Raw genomic sequence first — 17,494 nt, 5'->3', positions numbered from 1 at the left:
GTCCTCCTCCTGCCCCTGCTCCCGGCCGTCGGCCCGCGTCGTGCGGTTCAGCGCACGACGGCCTCCTCGACCAGCAGCCGCCCGGCCACCGCGATCGAGTCGGCGTCGATCCCCGCGGCGTGCAACTGCTGGTCGGGCGCGGCCGAACCCGGCATGGTGCGCACGGCGAGCCGGACCAGCCGCGGTACGGGCCCGCCGTCCGCGAACGCCTCCGCGACCGCGTCGCCGAGCCCGCCCTCCTCACGGTGGTCCTCGACGGTGAGCAGACAGCCGGTCTCCACCGCGGCGCGGCGCAGCGTGCGCCGGTCGACGGGCTTGACCGAGTACAGGTCGACGACCCGGACCGCGATGTCCTCCTCGGCGAGCATGTCGGCGGCCCTGAGCGCCTCGTGCAGGGTGACCCCGGCGGCGACCACGGTCAGCCGGTCCTCCGGGGAGGAGCGCAGCACCTTGCTGCCGCCGACCGGGAACTCCTCGTCCGGGCCGTAGATCACCGGGCTCGCACCGCGCGAGGTGCGCAGATAGCGGATGCCGTCCAGCCCGACCATGGCCGCCACGAGCCGGGCGGTCTGGTTGGCGTCGCACGGGTAGAGCACGGTCGAGCCGTACAGCGCGCGGAACATCGCCAGGTCCTCCAGGCCCATCTGGGACGGCCCGTCCTGCCCGATGGCCACGCCCGCGTGCGAGCCGACCAGGTTGATCCCGCTGCCGCTGACGGCGGCCATGCGCACGAAGTCGTAGGCCCGGGAGAGGAAGGCGGCGAAGGTGGACGCGTACGGCACCCAGCCGCGGGCGGCCATGCCGACGGCACCGGCGACGAGTTGCTGTTCGGCTATGTAGAACTCGAAGTAGCGGTCGGGGTGTTCCTTGCCGAAGAGCTCGGTGCGGGTGGAGTCGCCGACCTCGCCGTCCAGTGCGACGACGTCGGCGCGGGCGTGGCCGAGTGCGACGAGCGCGTTGCCGAAGGCGTCACGGGTGGCGACCTCGTCGCCCGGGTCGTAGCGCGGGAGTTCGAGCGCGCCCGTGGACACGGAGTGCAGGCCGCGGGCGGCGTGCGGCTCCTGTACGTGGACGCGCAGGTCCCGCACTCCGCCGAGTTCGGCGACGGCCTCCTCGGGGTGCGGCAGCGGTTTGCCGTGCATGCCCTCGCGGTCCTCGACGGCGGCGACGCCCCTGCCCTTGCGGGTGCGGGCGAGGATCACGGTGGGCTGTCCGGCGGTGGCCGCGGCCTCGTCGCAGGCGCGGTCGACGGCGTCCACGTCATGCCCGTCGACCTCGACGGTGTGCCAGCCGAAGGCCTGGAAGCGGCGGGCGTAGGCGTCGAGGTCGTGGCCGTGCCGGGTGGGGCCGCGCTGGCCGAGCCGGTTGACGTCCACGATCGCCGTGAGGTTGTCGAGGTGCTCGTACCCGGCGTGCTCGGCGGCCTCCCACACCGAGCCCTCGGCCAGCTCGCTGTCCCCGCACAGCACCCAGACCCGGTAGCGGCCGTGCTCCAGCCGCTTCCCGGACAGCGCGATGCCGACCCCGACCGGCAGGCCCTGGCCCAGGGAGCCGGTGGCGGTCTCCACCCAGGACAGCCGGCGCGGGGTGGGGTGCCCCTCCAGATGACTGCCGAGCCGACGGAAGGTGAGCAGCTCGGCGTCGTCGATGGCGCCGGCGGCCTTGTAGGCGGCGTACAGCAGCGGCGAGGCGTGGCCCTTGGAGAGGATGAAGCGGTCGTTGCCGGGGTGGTCGGGCCGCTCGAAGTCGTAGCGCAGGTGGCGGGCGAGCAGCACCGCCATCAGATCGGCGGCGGACATCGACGAGGTCGGATGCCCGGACTCGGCCGCAGCGGCCGCACGCACGCTGTCCACACGCAACTGCTGGGCGAGTTCGACGATTTCGGCGGTGTTCATGGGGCTCCTTCCAGGAGGCGGTCCGTGCGGGATCGGGCGCGGTCACGGTCCGGGGTCGGCGCGTCACGGTGCGCCCCCCGGGGACACGACGAGATCCAGGGCCTCCCAGGTAACCGTAGGCTCGGCCCCGAAACACCGCGCGTCGAAATCACCGTCCGCCGAAACGCGCCCCCTAGGGGGCGCGGGGAACTGCGCGACCAGCCCCACCGCCCCGCAGCAAAGCGACGACCGCAACGCGAACGGCGCCGCCCCGCAGGTCAACCCCGGTGATGAGGCCACTCCGGATCCGCACCCGGCGCAACCGGCGGAGTCCCCGGCATCGGCGGATACGGCAGCCCCAGCCCTCCGGGCGGCCCGGCGGGCGCGGTCCCCCCGACGACCCGGTGCGGGGCGTGCGGCCTCCTGGGCCGTCCCGCCTCCCGCAGCGCGTACGCGACCGCCCCCAGCATCGCCGCGGTGACCAGCGCCGCGGCCCACCCCGGCAGCAGGATCGCCCAGGCCAGCCCCACGGCGAGCGCCACGGCGGCCCCGGCGTACAGGGCGACCGCGCCCGACGCGCCGTACAGCACGGCGGCCCGCCGCCGCTTCCGGCCCTGCTCGCGCAGTTCGTCACGGACGGTTTCGCGGGCGACCTGTGCCAGCTCGTCGACGAGGTCCTTGTCCAGATGTTCGAGATGATCCAGGTGTTCCATACCGTGCGGGTACCCGCACCGGAAATGCCGTAACAGGAGATCACCGGAGGCGGCACCATCCCGGTCCGCGGCAACTAGGCTCGTGCCCATGGAGATTCTGGGCGCCTCCCTGCGCATCTGCGTCGACGACATCGATACCGCGATCCCGTTCTACGAACGCCTCTCCGGCGGCAGAGCCCAGCGCTTCGAACGCGGCGGTGTCCAGGTCGCCGCGGTCGGCTCCTTCCTTCTGATGAGCGGGCCGGAGGCGGAGCTGGAGGTGCTGCGCAAGGTCACCGCGACGATCGCGGTGCAGGACGTCGACGCGGCCCACCGGCTGCTGGACGACCTCGGCGCCCGGATCCTCGCGGGGCCGGTGGCCACGCCCGCCGGCCGCAACCTGCTCGCGATGCACCCGGACGGCTCGCTGTTCGAGTACGTCGACCAGCACCGGGTCTGATCACAGGCCCTGCGGCCGCATCCGGAAGTCGTACCGGGCGGGCAGCGGCTCGTCACCGAGCCGCGCCCACAGCCGGCCGATCGCCTCCGACCCCTCCCGCAGGTCGGCGACCTCGAACCCGGTGTCGAACACGGCTCGGGCCGCCGTCCGCCGCCCCTCCGCGAGGAGCAGCTCCGCCTCCAGGAGCCGGAAGCGGCCGCGCGCCCGGGTCTCGGGCAGCAGCGCCTCCCAGACCGCGCGGGCGTCCGCGACCCGCCGTACCCGCAGCAGCGCCTCGACGGCCTCGCGGCCGAGCGCCGCCGAGGCCGCGGTCCAGGCCTCGCCGTCGTCGCGGCGCTCCCGGCACAGGTCGTCGAAGGCGTCGGCGTACCGTTCGGCGGCCCGTTCGTGGTGCCCGTGCTCCTGGTCGGCGACGGCGAGACAGCGCAGCAGCGGCCAGAGGGACGGGGCGAGCGGAAGGGCCCGCTCCCAGCTGCGGACTGCCTGGGCGCGGTCGCCGGCGTGCCACTGGGCGACGCCGAGGTGGTACTCGGTGTGCGGGGTGGCGGGGGCCGTCTCCAGCATGTCGCGCCAGTGCGGGGCGACCAGGGTGGGTCCGGGCGGCCGTACCCGGCGGGGTTCGGGCAGGGTGCCGGTGCGCAGCAGTTCCCGCCAGGGGGCCTGTTCCTCGGTCAGCGTGGGCTCCGGGAACGGCGTGCCGGGCAGCTTCCGGTCGGCGCGCAGCACTTCGAGCGCTCCCCAGCCGGATCCGGTGGCGAGGACTTCGCCGGGTTCGGTGTCGGCGTACGGCTTCCACGCCGCGTGGGCGGCGTCGAACTCGGCGCGTGGCAGGGCGAGTTCCAGACGCTCCTCGACGTGCTGCGGTGCCGCCGACAGCGGGCCGTAGGCCTCCAGCCAGCAGCACTCGCTCTCCGCGTCGAGGCGGACGGGTTCCAGCTGGGTGCGGGCCAGTCCGGCCTGGATCTCGCGGTACCCGCCGGCGCCGGGTCCGCCGAGCCACTCCTGCCAGCGCCGGCCGCCGGGGCCCGACCCCCACACGAACTGTTTCCGGCCGCGCAGTTCGTCGGTGGAGGTCTGCACCAGGCCATGGCCGTCGGCGTCGAGCGCGGCGATCCAGCGGCGCCGCCGGTCCGGTATGTCGTAGAACCAGTCGACCGGGTAGGGGTGTTGGGCGTCATCCGCCGGAACGGGCACCCGGTGCAGTCGCCGCTCGGGCCCGAACTCCCAGGCCTCCTGGGCCGGGACGACGATCCGGCGGTCCTGGGGTACGGCCGCGCTGGACCACCAGTGGACCGGCACCGGGTGTTCGTGGGGGTTGCGTACGCGGACACCCGCGTACAGGAAGTCGGAGCCGTCCGGCAGCCACAGGTCGACCTGGAAGGGCAGGTCACGAAGCCGCTCCCACTCCCAGAGCCGGAGCATCTCCCCGCCGTCGGGGGCGGGGACGCGGGCCGCGTGCAGCGGGGCGCAGGAGAGGGTGGTGCGGCCGGTGGCGCCGATGTTCCACTCGATGCCGCCGGCGTACCAGGCGCCGTTGAGGGCGAGGTTGGCGGGCTGGAACACCGGGTTGCGGTGCAGGAGTTCGCGGCCGGCGGGCAGGTGGACGAGGGAGGCGACGCGGCCGCCGAGGCCGGGCAGGACGGTGGCCCGCAGCCGGTCGTTCTCGATCACGAGGGCGTCCAGCGCCCGGGGTGTACGGGCTCTGCCGTAGCCGTCGCGGACCCGGACCGGGAGGAGGCTGGGCAGCGGTTCGCAGCCGAGTCCGCGGGCCGTGTCCCGGGGCGGCTCCTCCCGGTCACGCTCGTCGACGCGGTGGATCTCGTCCAGGGGGCGGAGCGGCGGCAGCGGGTTGTCCGGGCCCAACTCCGCCGCGGGCAGGGTCAGTACCTCACGTCGGATCCTCGTCACGATCACCATGGAACCCGGCACCGGATGAGCTGACCAGGGGAGCCGCCGGTCAGGATTGCGCAAAGGTGTCGGGCGCCGGCCCGGGTCGCGCGGGGCTCAGGCGGTCGTCCGCATCTCCGCGGTGAGCGCCCAGCGTTCGTGGTCCCGCCAGGCCCCGTCGATGTAGATCATGTTCGGCGAGAAGCCCTCCAGCCGGAACCCGGCACCGCGGGCGAGCGCGATCGACGCGGCGTTGCCGGGCTGCACGTTGATCTCCAGCCGGTGCAGTCGCATCGGCCCGAAGGCGTGGTCCACGACGAGCCCCATCGCCTCCCGCATCAGCCCGCGCCCGGCCGCGTGCGCGAACACGCCGTAGCCGAGCGCACCGCACTGGAAGCCGCCCTCGACGATGTTGTTGATGTTGATGAACCCGGCGATCGCCCCGCCCTGTCCCCCACCGGGCCCTGCGGCTGCCTTCTCGCAGACCAGGAACCCGGCCTTGCTGCGGTCCTCGATCAACCGCCCCGCGTAGCCGGCGAAGGCCGCGTCCGTGGCGGGCGGGAACAGCCAGGGCTGGTGGAGGTCCTTGCTCTCCCGGGCGCGGGCGATGAACTCGGCGCCGTCCTCGTAGGTGTAGTGACGGATGCCCACGCGGGGGCCCTCGGCGAGATAGCGGGAAGCGGTGTGCGGCATCCCGTCACCCTACGCGGAGCTAGCTGCGGCGTTTCATGAAATACGCCCCGCAGAGCGCGCCGATGGCCCCGGTGACGAGCAGGGCGATCCACAGGGGGGTGGTGACCACGGGGACCAGGAACCGGATCTCGGTGGCGTGGGTGTTCTCGAAGACGAAGACCAGGCCGAGGACACCGAGCAGCAGCACGGCGATCCTGCCCGGGGTCAGCAGCACGCCGCGCCGGCCGTCGGTCCGGTCCCGCTTCGCCGAGGTCTTCGGGCTCATGCGACCAGGGTGGTCCCGGGGCCCGGACCGCGCCCGCCGGACGCGGCCCTCCGGGTGAGCTCAGCGCAGGGCCGGTTCCCGCAGGGTCAGCGTGCCCGCGTCCGCGTCCAGCTCCGCGGCCACCCCGAGCGGGACGGTCAGGGCCGCCTCGCAGTGCCCGAACCCGAACTCCTCCAGCACCGGCACGCCGAGCCCGCCGAGCCGGTCGGCGAGCATCGGCCGTACCTCCTGGTACGGCCCGCACCGGTCCCAGGAGCCGAGCACGATCCCGGCGACGCCGTCGAGCCAGCCGGACCGCAGCAGCTGGGTGATGCTCCGGTCGAGGCTGTACGGCCGCTCCCCGACGTCCTCCAGGACGAGCAGTCCGCCGCGGGCGCCGGGGTGGGTGTGCGGGGTGCCCAGCCCGGCCGCGAGCAGCCGCAGGCAGCCGCCGACCGTGACGCCGGTGGCCCGGCCGCCGACGAGCGCGGCACCCCGGGAGGGGATCGTACGGACCGTCTCCGGGGCGAACAGGGTGGCCCGCAGATGGTCCTGTGCCTCGGTGCTCTTGACGAAGTCGGCGCCCGCGGCCACCGGCCCGTACAGGGTGGCGAGCCCGAGCCGGGTCGCGAACGCCTCGTGCAGCACGGTCGCGTCGCTGAAGCCGACGAACGCCTTGGGCCCGGCCGCCCGCAGTGCCTCCCAGTCGAGCAGGTCGACGAGGCGCTGGGCGCCGTAGCCGCCACGCGCGCAGAGCACGGCGGACACGGACGGGTCGCACCAGGCCCGCTGGAGGTCGGCCGCGCGGTCGGCGTCGGAGCCCGCGAGGTACCCCAGGTCGCCGTCCCTGGCGAGCGCGTGGGGTGCCACGACCGGGTCGAGGTCCCAGCCGCGCAGGATGTCGAGGCCCGCCTGGAGCCGCTCCTCCAGCACCGGCCCGCTCGGCGCCACGACGGCGACCCGCGCCCCGGCGGAGAGCCTCGGCGGTCTGGTCAGCGCGGTCACTTCGGTCACTTCGTCAGCTCCAGCTCCGGGATTCCGGGCACGTCCAGCCCGAACACCTGAGCGTATAGGGCGAGCTCGGCTTCCAGCGCGCGGACCAGGGTCTCCGCGCGCCGGAAGCCGTGGCCCTCGCCCGTGAAGGTGAGGTAGGCGTGCGGCACCGGGCGGCCGTCGAGCCGGGCGAGGAAGCGCTCGCACTGCGCGGGCGGACAGATCACGTCGTCCAGCCCCTGGAGCAGCAGGAAGGGCGCGGTGAGCCGGTCGGCGTGCTCGCTGGGCGACCGCTCGACATACCGCTCGGGCACCTCGGCCAGCGGGCCGATCAGGGATTCCAGGTACTGGGACTCGAAGTCGTGGGTCTCCCCCTCGCCCCAGCCGGCGAGGTCGAGGACGGGGTAGGAGATGGTGCCGCAGGCGTAGACGTCGGTGCCGGTCAGGGAGGCGGCGGCGGTCCAGCCGCCGGCGCTGCCGCCGCGGATCGCCAGCCGGGCGCGGTCGGCGGTGCCCTCGTCGGCGAGGGCGAGCGCGACGGCCGCGCAGTCCTCGACGTCGACCACGCCCCACCGCTCGCGCAGCCGCTCCCGGTACTCCCGCCCGTATCCGGTGGAGCCGCCGTAGTTGACCTCCGCGACCCCGATGCCGCGGGAGGTGAAGTAGGCGATCGCGAGATCGAGGACGAGCGGTGTCCTGCTGGTGGGGCCGCCGTGCGCCCAGACGACGTACGGCGGCAGCTCGCCCTCGGGAGCGGTGTGGTGGGGGTGGTGGGGCGGATGGACGTGGGCGTGCACCTCGCGGCCGCCCGGACCGGTGAAGGTGCGGACCTGCGGCTCGGGGTAGTAGGCGGGGTCGACCGGGTCCTGGTGCGGGGTGCCGACGACCCGGGTGCGGCCGGAGGCGGTGTCGAGTTCGACGACCTCGTGGGCGGTGCGCGGGCCGGCGCCGACCGCGAGCACACGGGTGCCGTGCACGGCGAGGGTGGCGGAGAACTCGGTCCACGGCCCGGCGGCGTCGGCGATCTCGCCGGTCTCCGGATCGAGTGTCCCGAGTGCCAGCGGGCCGCGGCCGTGCAGGACGGCGACGCGCCCGTCGTCCAGCGGTGCGAACCAGTTCTGGCCGAGCCGCCAGAGCGGTCCCGCGAACTCCTCCGCGCGCGGACACAGCGGTTCGTCGTCGCGGTACAGGTTCCACCAGCCGCTGCGGTCGCTGGTGTACAGCAGCCGGCCGTCCGCGGACCACTCCGCCTGCGCGACGGCCTCCGTGGGACCGCCGGCCACGGTACGGACCGAGTGCAGGGTCCCGTCCGCGCCGACCTCGCCGACCAGCAGTTCCGTGCCGTCCCAGGGCATCCGCGGATGGTCCCAGGCCAGCCACGCGGCCCGCCGCCCGTCCTGCGTCAGGCGCGGCCCGGTGACGAACCGGCGCCGGTCGTCGGTGAGTTCGCGTACGGCGGCCCGGTCGTCGGCGGCCGAGCCGTCCAGCGGTACGGCGGCGAGCACCCGCCGTACGTCGGTGGGTGCGGCTCCCGTGAACTCCTCCAGGACGCACCAGACCTCACCCCGGTCGAGCAGCAACTGCGGGTCGGCCCAACGGGGTCCGGGCGGGGTCAGCGGCCGGGGCTCCTGGCCGGGCCGGTACAGGTACAGCCGCTGGTCGTCGAAGTGCACGAAGACCAGCAGCGGTCGACCGCCGCCGTCGGGCACGGCACCGGCCCACGGCCGGCCGCCGTACTCGATGACCCGGCTGCGGATGTTCCACGGCGCGGGCAGCACGGACTCCCCGGTGCTGCCGCGTACCAGGGTCCTGCGGCCGCCCTCGGCCGGCCGGGGTTCGGTCCACCAGGGTTCGTCGCCGACGAAGCCCACCCATTCGGCAAAGCCGTCGTGCGCCGCGGCCAGGGCCGCGTCGACGGGTGAGGGCCACGAGCCGTACGCCTTCGTCTCCACGTTCTCTCCTTCTCGCCTGTGCCGTGCTACGCCGTGCGCAGGAAGCGGTCCAGGACCTGGACGCCGAAGTGCAGGGCCGCGACGGGGACGCGTTCGTCGACGCCGTGGAACAGGGCCTGGTAGTCCAGGTCCTCGGGCAGCTTGAGCGGGGCGAAGCCGTAGCCGGTGATGCCGAGCCGGGAGAACTGCTTGGCGTCGGTGCCGCCCGACATGCAGTACGGCACCACGTGCCCCTCGGGGGCGAACTCCTCGACGGCGGCCCGCATCCGGGCGTACGTCGGTGAGTCCAGCGGTGCCTGGAGGGCGACCTCGCGGTGCTGGAACTCCCAGGCGACGTCGGGGCCGGTGAGCCGGTCGAGGGTGGCGCGGAACTCCTCCTCGGTGCCGTACAGATAGCGTCCGTCGACGAAGGCGACGGCCTCGCCGGGGATCACGTTGACCTTGTAACCGGCGTTCAGCATGGTCGGGTTGGCGCTGTTGCGGACGGTGGCCTCGACCAGCTTGGCGGCCGGGCCGAGCTTGTCGAGGAGCAGGTCGACCTCGTGCAGATCGGGCTCGATGCCGTAGAGGGCGGCGAGTTCGGTGAGGGCGGCGGAGACGGTCGGGGTGAGGCGGAGCGGCCACTGGTGCTCGCCGATGCGGGTGACGGCGGCGGCGAGCCGGGTGACCGCGTTCTCCTTGTTGACCTTGGAGCCGTGTCCGGCCCGGCCGCGCGCGGTGAGCTTGAGCCAGGCGGTGCCGCGCTCCCCGGCGGCGACGGGGTAGAGGTGCCGTCCGGTGCCGTCGTGGAAGGTGAAGGCGCCGGACTCGCCGACGCCCTCGGTGCAGCCCTCGAACAGTTCGGGGTGGTGGTCGGCGAGGAACCCGGAGCCGTCCGCGGCGCTGGCCTCCTCGTCGGCGGTGAAGGCGACGACGATGTCCCGCCGCGGCCGTACCCCTTCCCGGGCCCAGGCCCGCACCACCGCCAGGATCATCGCGTCCATGTTCTTCATGTCGACGGCGCCCCGCCCCCACACCACCCCGTCGCGGATCTCCCCGGAGAACGGGTCGACGCTCCAGTCGGCGGCCTGGGCGGGTACGACGTCGAGGTGGCCGTGGACCAGGAGCGCGTCCGCGGTCGGGTCCGTCCCCTCGATGCGGGCGACGACGTTGGTGCGCCCCGCGGTCCGCTCCAGGAGGACCGGCTCCAGACCCGCTTCCGCGAGCCGCTCGGCCGCGTACTCGGCGGCGGGCCGCTCCCGGCAGTCGCCGCCGCCGAAGTTGCTGGTGTCGATCCGGATCAGCTCGGAGGTGAACCGGACGACCTCGTCCAGTGCCTGCTGGTCAGCCATACTGCTCCTCCACCGCGGCCGAGACGATCGTGGTGACCGCCTTGAAGGTGCGGATGCCGTCGTACATGGTCCCCTCGGTGTACGCCACCTTCCGCTCGCCGACCTGGTCCACGCCGGGGACGACGGTGGCGGCCAGGGCGAGGTGCTCGGCGTCGAACTCCAGGGCTACGGTGAACGGCCCGCCGGTCACGGGCTCGTGCCGCACCGCGAGCCGGGCCGCTTCCTTGGCGGCGGCGCGGATGTCGGCGGCGGTCCGGGCGGGCGTCCGGCACACGGCCGCGTACCTCGACACATGGTCCTTGACGGCGACCTTGAGCGCCTCGGGCGCGTAGCCGAGGGCGTCCTCGCAGGCCAGGTCGTCGCCGGTGACGAGGACGACCGGGACGCCGTACTCGGCGACGACGTGCGCGTTGAGCAGGCCCTCGCTGGCGCGGACGTCGTTCAGCCAGACGCCGGTGACGGAGTTGGGGAGATAGGTGTGGGCGAGGACGCCCTCCATGCCGGCGCCGGTGTGGTAGCCGACGAAGGCGATGCCGTCGACGTCACCGTGCTGGACCCCCTCGACCATGGACAGCGTCTTGTGGCGGCCCGTGATCATCTCGGCGCGGTCGTCGAGCTGCTCCAGGAGCAGGTTGCGCATGCTCCAGTGGGCCTCGTTGATGAGGACCTCGTCGGCGCCGCCGTCGTAGAAGCCGAGGACGGCGGCGTTGACGTCGGAGGTGAACATCGGACGGCACCGCTCCCACTGCGGCGCACCGGGCAGCACATCGCCGGGCCAGGTCACCCCGGTGGCGCCCTCCATGTCGGCGCTGATGAGGATCTTCATGGTGCCTCACGTTACGCGTCGGCCGGGGAACTTCCCAAGGAGCGGCGCCGCACCGGCGGGCGGGTGTCCCCCGATTCGGACAGAGTGCCGCACCGCTCCCGTCGTAATCCCGCCGCCCGACTGATCGTTGGACCGTGCAACGACCACCGTCAGGGGGCATGCACCATGACCATCAGCCGCAGGGCACTGCTCGCCGCGGGAGCGGGCGCCGGGCTGCTCACCGCCTGCGGGTCCGACACCGGACGCGGCGACGACACCGGCGCCGGGCCCAGGCTGTCGCAGTGGTACCACCAGTACGGCGAGACGGGCACCGAGCAGGCCGTGGAGCGGTACGCCGCCGCGTACCGGAAGGCCGGGGTCAGCGTCCAGTGGCGGCCCGGGAACTACGACCAGCAGACCGCCGCCGCACTGCTCACCGGCTCCGGTCCCGACGTCTTCGAGGGCGGTCCCACCCTCGACCAGATCCAGAGCGGCCAGGTCGTCGACCTCAGCCACCTGCTCGACGGCGTCAAGGACGACTTCAACCCCGCCGTGCTCACCCCGAAGACGTACGACGGGAGGATCTGGGGCATCCCCCAGGTCATCGACACCCAACTGCTCTACTACCGCAGAAGCGTGCTGGGCGATGCCGCGGTGGAGCCGCCGGACACCCTGGACGCGCTGGTCGACGCCGCCGGGAGACTGACCACGAAGAAGGTCAAGGGACTCTTCCTGGGCAACGACGGCGGCGCCGGCGCCCTCGGGGCGACTCCGCTGTACGCGGCCGGGCTCCGGCTCGTCACCGAGGACGGCAGGGTGGGCTTCGACGACCCGGCCGCGGCCCGCACTCTCGCCAGGCTCCACCGGCTGTACGCCGACGGGTCCCTGCTCCTCGGCGCCCCCGCCGACTGGCCGGACCCGTCCGCGTTCGTCCAGGGCCTGACCGCCATGCAGTGGTCCGGCCTGTGGGCACTGCCCCAGGTGCGGAGGGAACTCGGCGACGACTTCGGGGTGCTGCCGTTCCCCGAGGACGGATCGGGCGCACCCGTCGTTCCCGTCGGTGCCTACGGGGCCGCCGTCAGCGCCCGCAGCGCGCACCGGGCCGCGGCCGAGGACTTCGTGAAGTGGCTGTGGGTCGAACGTACCGACTACCAGGAGGACTTCGCGCTCTCCTACGGCTTCCACATCCCCGCCCGGGTCTCCCTGGCGAAGAACGCCGACAGGCTGAAGACCGGTGCGGCCGCCGAGGCGGTCCGTCTCACCACCGAACACGGCTACGCCCAGGCGCTGTTGTGGACCCCGGCCGCCCAGACCGCCTACCAGGACGCGCTGAACCGGATCATCAGGAGCGGGGCGAACCCGGAGAGCGAACTGCGGGCGGTGGTCGGCAAGGTGTCGGCCGAGCTCGACCGGGTGAAGAGGAAGCCGTGACGGCCGACGCCGGGCCGGCCCGGCGCAGGGCCCGCAGCCGCACCCGCTGGTTCTGGATCTTCGTAGGCCCGTTCGCTCTCGGGCTCGGCCTGTTCACGTACCTCCCGCTGCTGTGGAGCATCGCCCTCAGCTTCTTCGACGCCCACAACACCGTCACGCCCACCGACTTCGTGGGCCTCGACAACTACACGGCCATGCTGTCGGACGACGCCTTCCTCGACAGCCTGCGCACCTTCCTGGTCTTCACCGCGTTCATCGTGCCCACGACGTACGCGTTCTCCCTCTCACTCGCCCTGATGGTCAACCGGGTGCGCAGGGCACGGGCGTTCTTCCGGTCGGTGTTCTTCCTGCCGGCCGCGTGCAGTTACGTCGTCGCCGCCCTCGTCTGGAAGATGTCCGTCTTCAGCGGGGTGCGGTTCGGGCTCGCCAACACCGTGCTCGGCTGGTCCGGCGGCGATCCGGTCGCCTGGCTGTCCGTCACCGACCCGCCCTGGTACTGGCTGGTGATCGTCACCGTGCGGCTGTGGCTGCAGGCGGGCTTCTTCATGATCCTCTTCCTGGCCGGGCTCCAGCGGATCGACCCCGCTCTGTACGAGGCCGCCGCGGTCGACGGCGCCCGGCCCGGCCGGCAGGTGCTGCGCCACATCACGCTGCCCCAGCTGCGCGCCACGTCGGTCGCGGTCGTCCTGCTCCTCGTCATCAACGCCTTCCAGGCCTTCGACGAGTTCTACAACCTGCTCTCGGACGCCCGCGGTTACCCGCCCTACGCCCGTCCGCCGCTCGTCTACCTCTACTACACCGCGCTCGGCCAGGGGCAGAACCTCGGGCTCGGCAGCGCGGGCGCGGTGATCCTCTCGCTGGTCATCGCGGTGGTGACGGTCGGTCAGGCGCGCCGGCTGGGACTGGGCAGGAGGGAGCGGTGACCAAGGAGGACGCGGTGGTACGGGTCGGACGCGCCCTGCGGCTCGTCCTGTTGATCGCGCTCGCGGTTCTCTTCCTCGTCCCCTTCTATCTCCTGGTGCGCAACGGACTGTCGAGCGAGCAGGACATCACGGCCCCCGAATGGACCTTCTTCCCCTCAAAACCGCGCTGGGGGAACATCACCGAGCTCTTCGACGACACCTCCGTTCCGTTCGCCCGCTCCCTGCTCAACTCCGCGCTGATCGCCGTCGCGACGACGCTCGGCACGCTGCCGCTCGCCTCGCTCGCCGGGTACGGCCTCGCCCGCGTCCCCTACCGGCACGCCGACAAGGTCTGCTACGCCGTCCTCGGCACGCTGCTGGTCCCGGCCGCCGTCACCTTCGTCCCGAGCTTCGTGCTCGTGTCGTCGCTGGGCTGGATCTCGACCTGTCGGGGGCTGATCGTCCCGACGCTGTTCCCGGCCTTCGCCTGTTTCGTCTTCCGGCAGTACTTCCTGGGCTTCCCGGCGGAGCTGGAGGACGCCGCGCAGGTCGACGGGCTGGGTCAGTGGCGGACGTACTGGCTGGTCGTCGTGCCGAACGCCAGGCCCGTCTTCGCCGCCGTCGGGACGATCGTGTTCGTCGGCGCGTGGAACTCCTTCCTGTGGCCGCTGGTGATCGGGCAGGACCGGAACGCCTGGACGGTGCAGGTGGCGCTCGCCTCCTTCACCACGTCCCAGGTCGTCAGAGTCCACGAACTGTTCGTCGCGGCGGCCGTGTCGATCCTGCCGCTGCTGGTCGTGTTCCTGTGCTTCCAGCGGTGGATCGTGGCGGGCGTGGAACGGTCCGGGATCGACTGAGGGGCCACGCCCGTGACCGGGCCGGGGGGTTCCGCCGGCCCTCAGCTCTCCCGGCCCACCAGCACCCACTTCGAGGGCAGCACGATGAGCTCGCCGTCCGGCGTGGACTCCGTGGTCGTCAGGGGCAGTTCACCGGTCGCGAGGACGGTGAGGCCGGCGCTGCGCAGGTACGCGGGCACCGCGTCGTCGGCGACCTCGCCGGGGGCGATCCCGTGGCGGAAGATCGGGGCGAGCTTGGGCGGCGGCCCGGACGGGCTCTGGGCCAGGCCGCCGAGGACGGTGCGGGCGGCCTCGGAGAGCTCGACGAGGAAGGCCCGGCCGCGGCTGCCGACGAGGGTGGCGATGGAGTCGGCCAGCGGTTGCCGGTCGTCCGGTTCGCACTGGTGCAGGACGCCCCGCATGTAGACGTTGGCATCGCCGAGCTCCGTGTGCAGGGCCTCCGCCTCGCTCTTCTCGGCCGCGTCGAGGAGCCGGTACCGGGCCTGTCCGGCGGGATCGGCGTGCCGGGCGTGGTCCAGGGCGGCCTCGGAGATGTCGGCGCCCAGGACGCGCGGAAAGCGCTGGGCCAGGTAGCGGGTCTGGGTGCCGTTGCCGCAGCCGAGGTCGACCAGGGGCAGGCCCGGGTCGGCGACATGGGGTTCGAAGAGCGCGACGTGGACCGCGGCGGTCACGTCCGGTTCGGCGTCCCAGAACACCGCCCCGGGCTCGTCGGGGGCTTCCTGCCAGAAGCCTTCCCAGGCATGCCGGTACCGACTCGTCACACTCATGGCCAACTCCCCAGGATGGAACCACAGATGACCGCCGTCATGACGGGTCAGTACGGTTTACCCTGCGCGTGTTTCGGCCACAAGCGCCCGGCGCGTTCCTTCACCACGCGTTCGGCGAACGTGCGCCCCCCGGGTCAGCGGCGGCGGGCGGTGAGTTCGAACCAGACGGTCTTCCCGGCGGACGTACGGCTGGTGCCCCACTCCCGGGCGAGGGTCGAGACCACCCGCAGTCCGCGTCCCGCCTCGGCGCCGGGGTCGGCGCCGAGCAGGGTCGGCAGGGTGTGGTCGTCGTCATCGACCTCGCAGAGCAGGGTCTCGCCTCGTATCAGCCGGAGCTGGACCGGGCGGCTGTGCGAGTGCCGGACGGCGTTGGTGACGAGTTCGCTGACCATCAGCTCGGCGGGGTCGGCGAGCCGGGCCAGGCCCCAGTCGTGCAGTTGTTCGCGGACGGCGGCGCGGGCGCGGCGGACCTCGGCCGGGTCCAGGGCGAGCCGCCACTCGGCGACGTCCTCCGGCTCGATGCCGTTGAGGCGGGCCATCAGCAGGGCGACGTCGTCCTTGCGGCCGCCGCGGGTGTTGAGGGCGCGGATGATGGTGTCGCAGGCGTCGTCCATGGAGGCGGCCGGGTGGGCGGCGGACTCGCAGAGGGTGGCGAGGCCGACGCCGATGTCCTCGCCGCGCATCTCGACCAGTCCGTCGGTGCACATGACCAGCCGGTCGCCGGGGTCGACCCGCACCCGCAGCGACTCGAAGGCGACCCCGCCGACGCCGATGGGTGCCCCGGTGGGCAGGTCGAGGAGTTCGCTGTGCCCGTCGACCGCCCGCACCAGCACCGGGGGGATGTGACCGGCGTTGGCGAGGTGCAGTTCGCCCTCGATCGGGTCGTAGACGGCGTAGAGGCAGGTGGCGAGGTAGCCGTCGCCGAGCCGCTGGGCCAGGTCGTCGAGGTTGCGCAGGAGTTGGGCGGGCGGCAGGTCCATGGCCGCCATCGTCTGCACCGCGGTACGCAACTGGCCCATCATCGCGGCCGAGTTGAGGCCGTGGCCCATGACGTCGCCGACGACCAGGGCGGTCCGGGCGCCGGGGAGTTTCACGGAGTCGAACCAGTCGCCGCCGACGCGGCCGAGCAGGGTGCCCGGCAGGTACCGGGTGGCGATGTCGCAGCCCGCCATGCGCGGCGGGATGTGCGGCAGCATGCTGTCCTGGAGGGTCTCGGCGACGCTCTCCTGGTAGGTGTACATGCGCGCGTTGTCGAGTACGAGCCCGGCACGGGCGGCGAGTTCGGCACCGGTGACCCGGTCCATGTCGTCGAACACCTCGCGCTCGGGGTGGCGCAGCAGGATCATGAAGCCGAGCACGACGTTGCGGGCCTTCAGCGGTACGACCAGCATCGAGCGGCCGGTGATCAGCGGCCGGATGTCGCGCTTCTCGAACTGGGAGGCGATGGCATGGCCCATCTCCACGCTGATCCGCGGCACCAGGACCGGATCGCCGGTGGTCATGCACTGGAAGAACGGGGTGTGCGCCGGGAACGGCATGGCCTCCCCGACCGGGACGACGTCGTCCCAGCGGCCGGGTTCGTCGGTGTGCTCCAGGGCGACCCGGTGCCACATGGTGGTGGTGTCGGGCACGCCGTCCGGGAACTCCTCGCCGGCGACGACCTGTTCGCGCAGATAGGTGCCGGCGACATCGGTGAAGCGGGGTACGACGGCTCTGCTGACCTCGACGATGGTGCGGGACAGGTCGAGCGAGGTGCCGATCTTCCCGCTGACCTCGTTGAGGAACTCGAGGCGTTCGCGGACGGCCGCGTACTCCAGGTCCTCGCCCTCGTCGTCGGCGAGTTCGGCGGGCACCGGCAGCCCCTGGGCGGCCACCTGGGAGGCACGCTCGCGGCGGGCCATCCGCTCGGCGCGCCGGGCGACGCCCCAGTCGGGGGTCACCGGCACCCGGTCGTTCTGGCTGAACTCCAGGATGGGGTAGCCGAGTTCCAGGACCTGGGCGACGATGCGGGCGCTCTCGTCGACGCTCATGCTGGGCAGGATCTCGGGGAGCCTGCGGGCCAGCTCCTCGGCGCCGGGGAAGTCGGTGTGCAGGGCGAAGCCGGGCGCGATGCGCTCGAAGGCGATGGTCTCGTCGGGTTCGGCCCGGCGCAGCCGCTCGGCGTCGGCGGCGAGCACCAGCAGCCGCTCGTTCCCCGGCCCGACCAGTGGGTAGGCCCACCAGAGGACGTCGACGCGGTCACGGTCGGGCACGGTGAGCCGGGCCCGGCCGGCGGCCGGGAAGCTCAGCCGTCCGTCGAGGGAGGACTCCAGGTCGGGGCCGAGGCCGTCGTACGCCGCGTAGGCGCCGTACGGGGTGATCTCGTCGTCCTCGGGGAGCGCGCCGGAGACGGGCAGCAGGTCGAGGACGGAGTGGCCGATGGCCTCTTCCTTGGCGGCGCCGAACAGCCGCCGGGCGCCGGTGCTCCAGTGGGAGACCTGGCCTTCGCGGTCGACGAGGACCACCGCCAGGGGGATGCGGCCGGGAGCGCCGTCCCCAGCACCGAAGCCGGGATGTGCGTCCCGCTCGCTGCCATGGTCCATTGCCCAGGCCCTCTCTCCCCACGG

General features: G+C 73.2%; 15 protein-coding genes. 4 read left to right on the top strand and 11 right to left on the bottom strand.

Annotated elements, in window-relative coordinates:
- Positions 1 to 47: 47 nt before the first annotated feature.
- Both IEZ11_RS32975 and IEZ11_RS32970 read right to left on the bottom strand, forming a co-directional pair.
- A complete protein-coding gene (locus IEZ11_RS32975; protein WP_189266616.1) occupies positions 48 to 1,895 on the bottom strand; it encodes a transketolase in 1,848 nt (615 codons plus the stop codon).
- A gap of 257 nt (positions 1,896 to 2,152) precedes the next feature.
- A complete protein-coding gene (locus IEZ11_RS32970; protein WP_189266615.1) occupies positions 2,153 to 2,587 on the bottom strand; it encodes a phage holin family protein in 435 nt (144 codons plus the stop codon).
- An 88-nt stretch (positions 2,588 to 2,675) separates the two neighbouring features.
- On the opposite strand from IEZ11_RS32970, the gene IEZ11_RS32965 reads away from it, so the two are divergent.
- Complete coding sequence (locus IEZ11_RS32965; protein WP_189266614.1) at positions 2,676 to 3,026, top strand: VOC family protein; 351 nt, start codon at positions 2,676 to 2,678, stop codon at positions 3,024 to 3,026.
- Here IEZ11_RS32965 and IEZ11_RS32960 read toward each other — a convergent pair whose 3' ends face one another.
- From IEZ11_RS32960 to IEZ11_RS32930, 7 genes are all read right to left on the bottom strand, one after another.
- A complete protein-coding gene (locus IEZ11_RS32960) occupies positions 3,027 to 4,943 on the bottom strand; it encodes a DUF5107 domain-containing protein (RefSeq protein ID WP_189266613.1) in 1,917 nt (638 codons plus the stop codon). It abuts the gene before it with no gap.
- 87 nt (positions 4,944 to 5,030) lie between these two features.
- Positions 5,031 to 5,606: a GNAT family N-acetyltransferase gene (locus IEZ11_RS32955; RefSeq protein WP_189266612.1), complete on the bottom strand. Its 576-nt coding sequence runs from the start codon at positions 5,604 to 5,606 to the stop codon at positions 5,031 to 5,033.
- Between the two features lie 19 nt (positions 5,607 to 5,625).
- Positions 5,626 to 5,871, bottom strand: coding sequence for a LapA family protein (locus IEZ11_RS32950; RefSeq protein WP_189266611.1), 246 nt, complete (start codon positions 5,869 to 5,871; stop codon positions 5,626 to 5,628).
- Positions 5,872 to 5,931: 60 nt separating this feature from the next.
- A complete protein-coding gene (locus IEZ11_RS32945; protein ID WP_189266702.1) occupies positions 5,932 to 6,855 on the bottom strand; it encodes a S66 peptidase family protein in 924 nt (307 codons plus the stop codon).
- A gap of 5 nt (positions 6,856 to 6,860) precedes the next feature.
- Complete coding sequence (locus IEZ11_RS32940; RefSeq protein ID WP_189266610.1) at positions 6,861 to 8,795, bottom strand: prolyl oligopeptidase family serine peptidase; 1,935 nt, start codon at positions 8,793 to 8,795, stop codon at positions 6,861 to 6,863.
- Positions 8,796 to 8,821: 26 nt separating this feature from the next.
- Positions 8,822 to 10,126, bottom strand: coding sequence for a M20/M25/M40 family metallo-hydrolase (locus IEZ11_RS32935; protein ID WP_189266609.1), 1,305 nt, complete (start codon positions 10,124 to 10,126; stop codon positions 8,822 to 8,824).
- Complete coding sequence (locus tag IEZ11_RS32930; RefSeq protein WP_189266608.1) at positions 10,119 to 10,952, bottom strand: M55 family metallopeptidase; 834 nt, start codon at positions 10,950 to 10,952, stop codon at positions 10,119 to 10,121. Before IEZ11_RS32930 ends, IEZ11_RS32935 begins: the two co-directional genes overlap by 8 nt.
- Before the next feature lie 165 nt (positions 10,953 to 11,117).
- Between IEZ11_RS32930 and IEZ11_RS32925 the strand changes: the two genes are divergently transcribed.
- From IEZ11_RS32925 to IEZ11_RS32915, 3 genes are read left to right on the top strand one after another with little or no spacing between them, the layout of a single operon-like run.
- Complete coding sequence (locus IEZ11_RS32925) at positions 11,118 to 12,362, top strand: ABC transporter substrate-binding protein (protein WP_189266607.1); 1,245 nt, start codon at positions 11,118 to 11,120, stop codon at positions 12,360 to 12,362.
- Positions 12,359 to 13,285, top strand: coding sequence for a carbohydrate ABC transporter permease (locus IEZ11_RS32920; protein WP_189266606.1), 927 nt, complete (start codon positions 12,359 to 12,361; stop codon positions 13,283 to 13,285). Before IEZ11_RS32925 ends, IEZ11_RS32920 begins: the two co-directional genes overlap by 4 nt.
- Positions 13,282 to 14,121: a carbohydrate ABC transporter permease gene (locus tag IEZ11_RS32915; RefSeq protein WP_189266605.1), complete on the top strand. Its 840-nt coding sequence runs from the start codon at positions 13,282 to 13,284 to the stop codon at positions 14,119 to 14,121. The genes IEZ11_RS32920 and IEZ11_RS32915 overlap by 4 nt, the downstream gene beginning before the upstream one ends.
- A 41-nt stretch (positions 14,122 to 14,162) precedes the next feature.
- Here the strand turns inward: IEZ11_RS32915 and IEZ11_RS32910 are convergent, their stop codons facing one another.
- Together IEZ11_RS32910 and IEZ11_RS32905 are read right to left on the bottom strand one after the other, a co-directional pair.
- Entirely contained in the window at positions 14,163 to 14,888 is a 726-nt protein-coding gene (locus tag IEZ11_RS32910; protein WP_189266604.1) for a class I SAM-dependent methyltransferase, read from the bottom strand.
- 134 nt (positions 14,889 to 15,022) lie between these two features.
- Entirely contained in the window at positions 15,023 to 17,470 is a 2,448-nt protein-coding gene (locus IEZ11_RS32905) for an ATP-binding SpoIIE family protein phosphatase (RefSeq protein WP_189266603.1), read from the bottom strand.
- Between the last annotated feature and the right edge of the window lie 24 nt (positions 17,471 to 17,494).

Origin of the sequence: Streptomyces fuscichromogenes, assembly GCF_014645815.1 — a bacterium.
GTDB lineage: Bacteria > Actinomycetota > Actinomycetes > Streptomycetales > Streptomycetaceae > Streptomyces > Streptomyces fuscichromogenes.
This window is presented reverse-complemented; position numbering and strand designations above follow the sequence as displayed.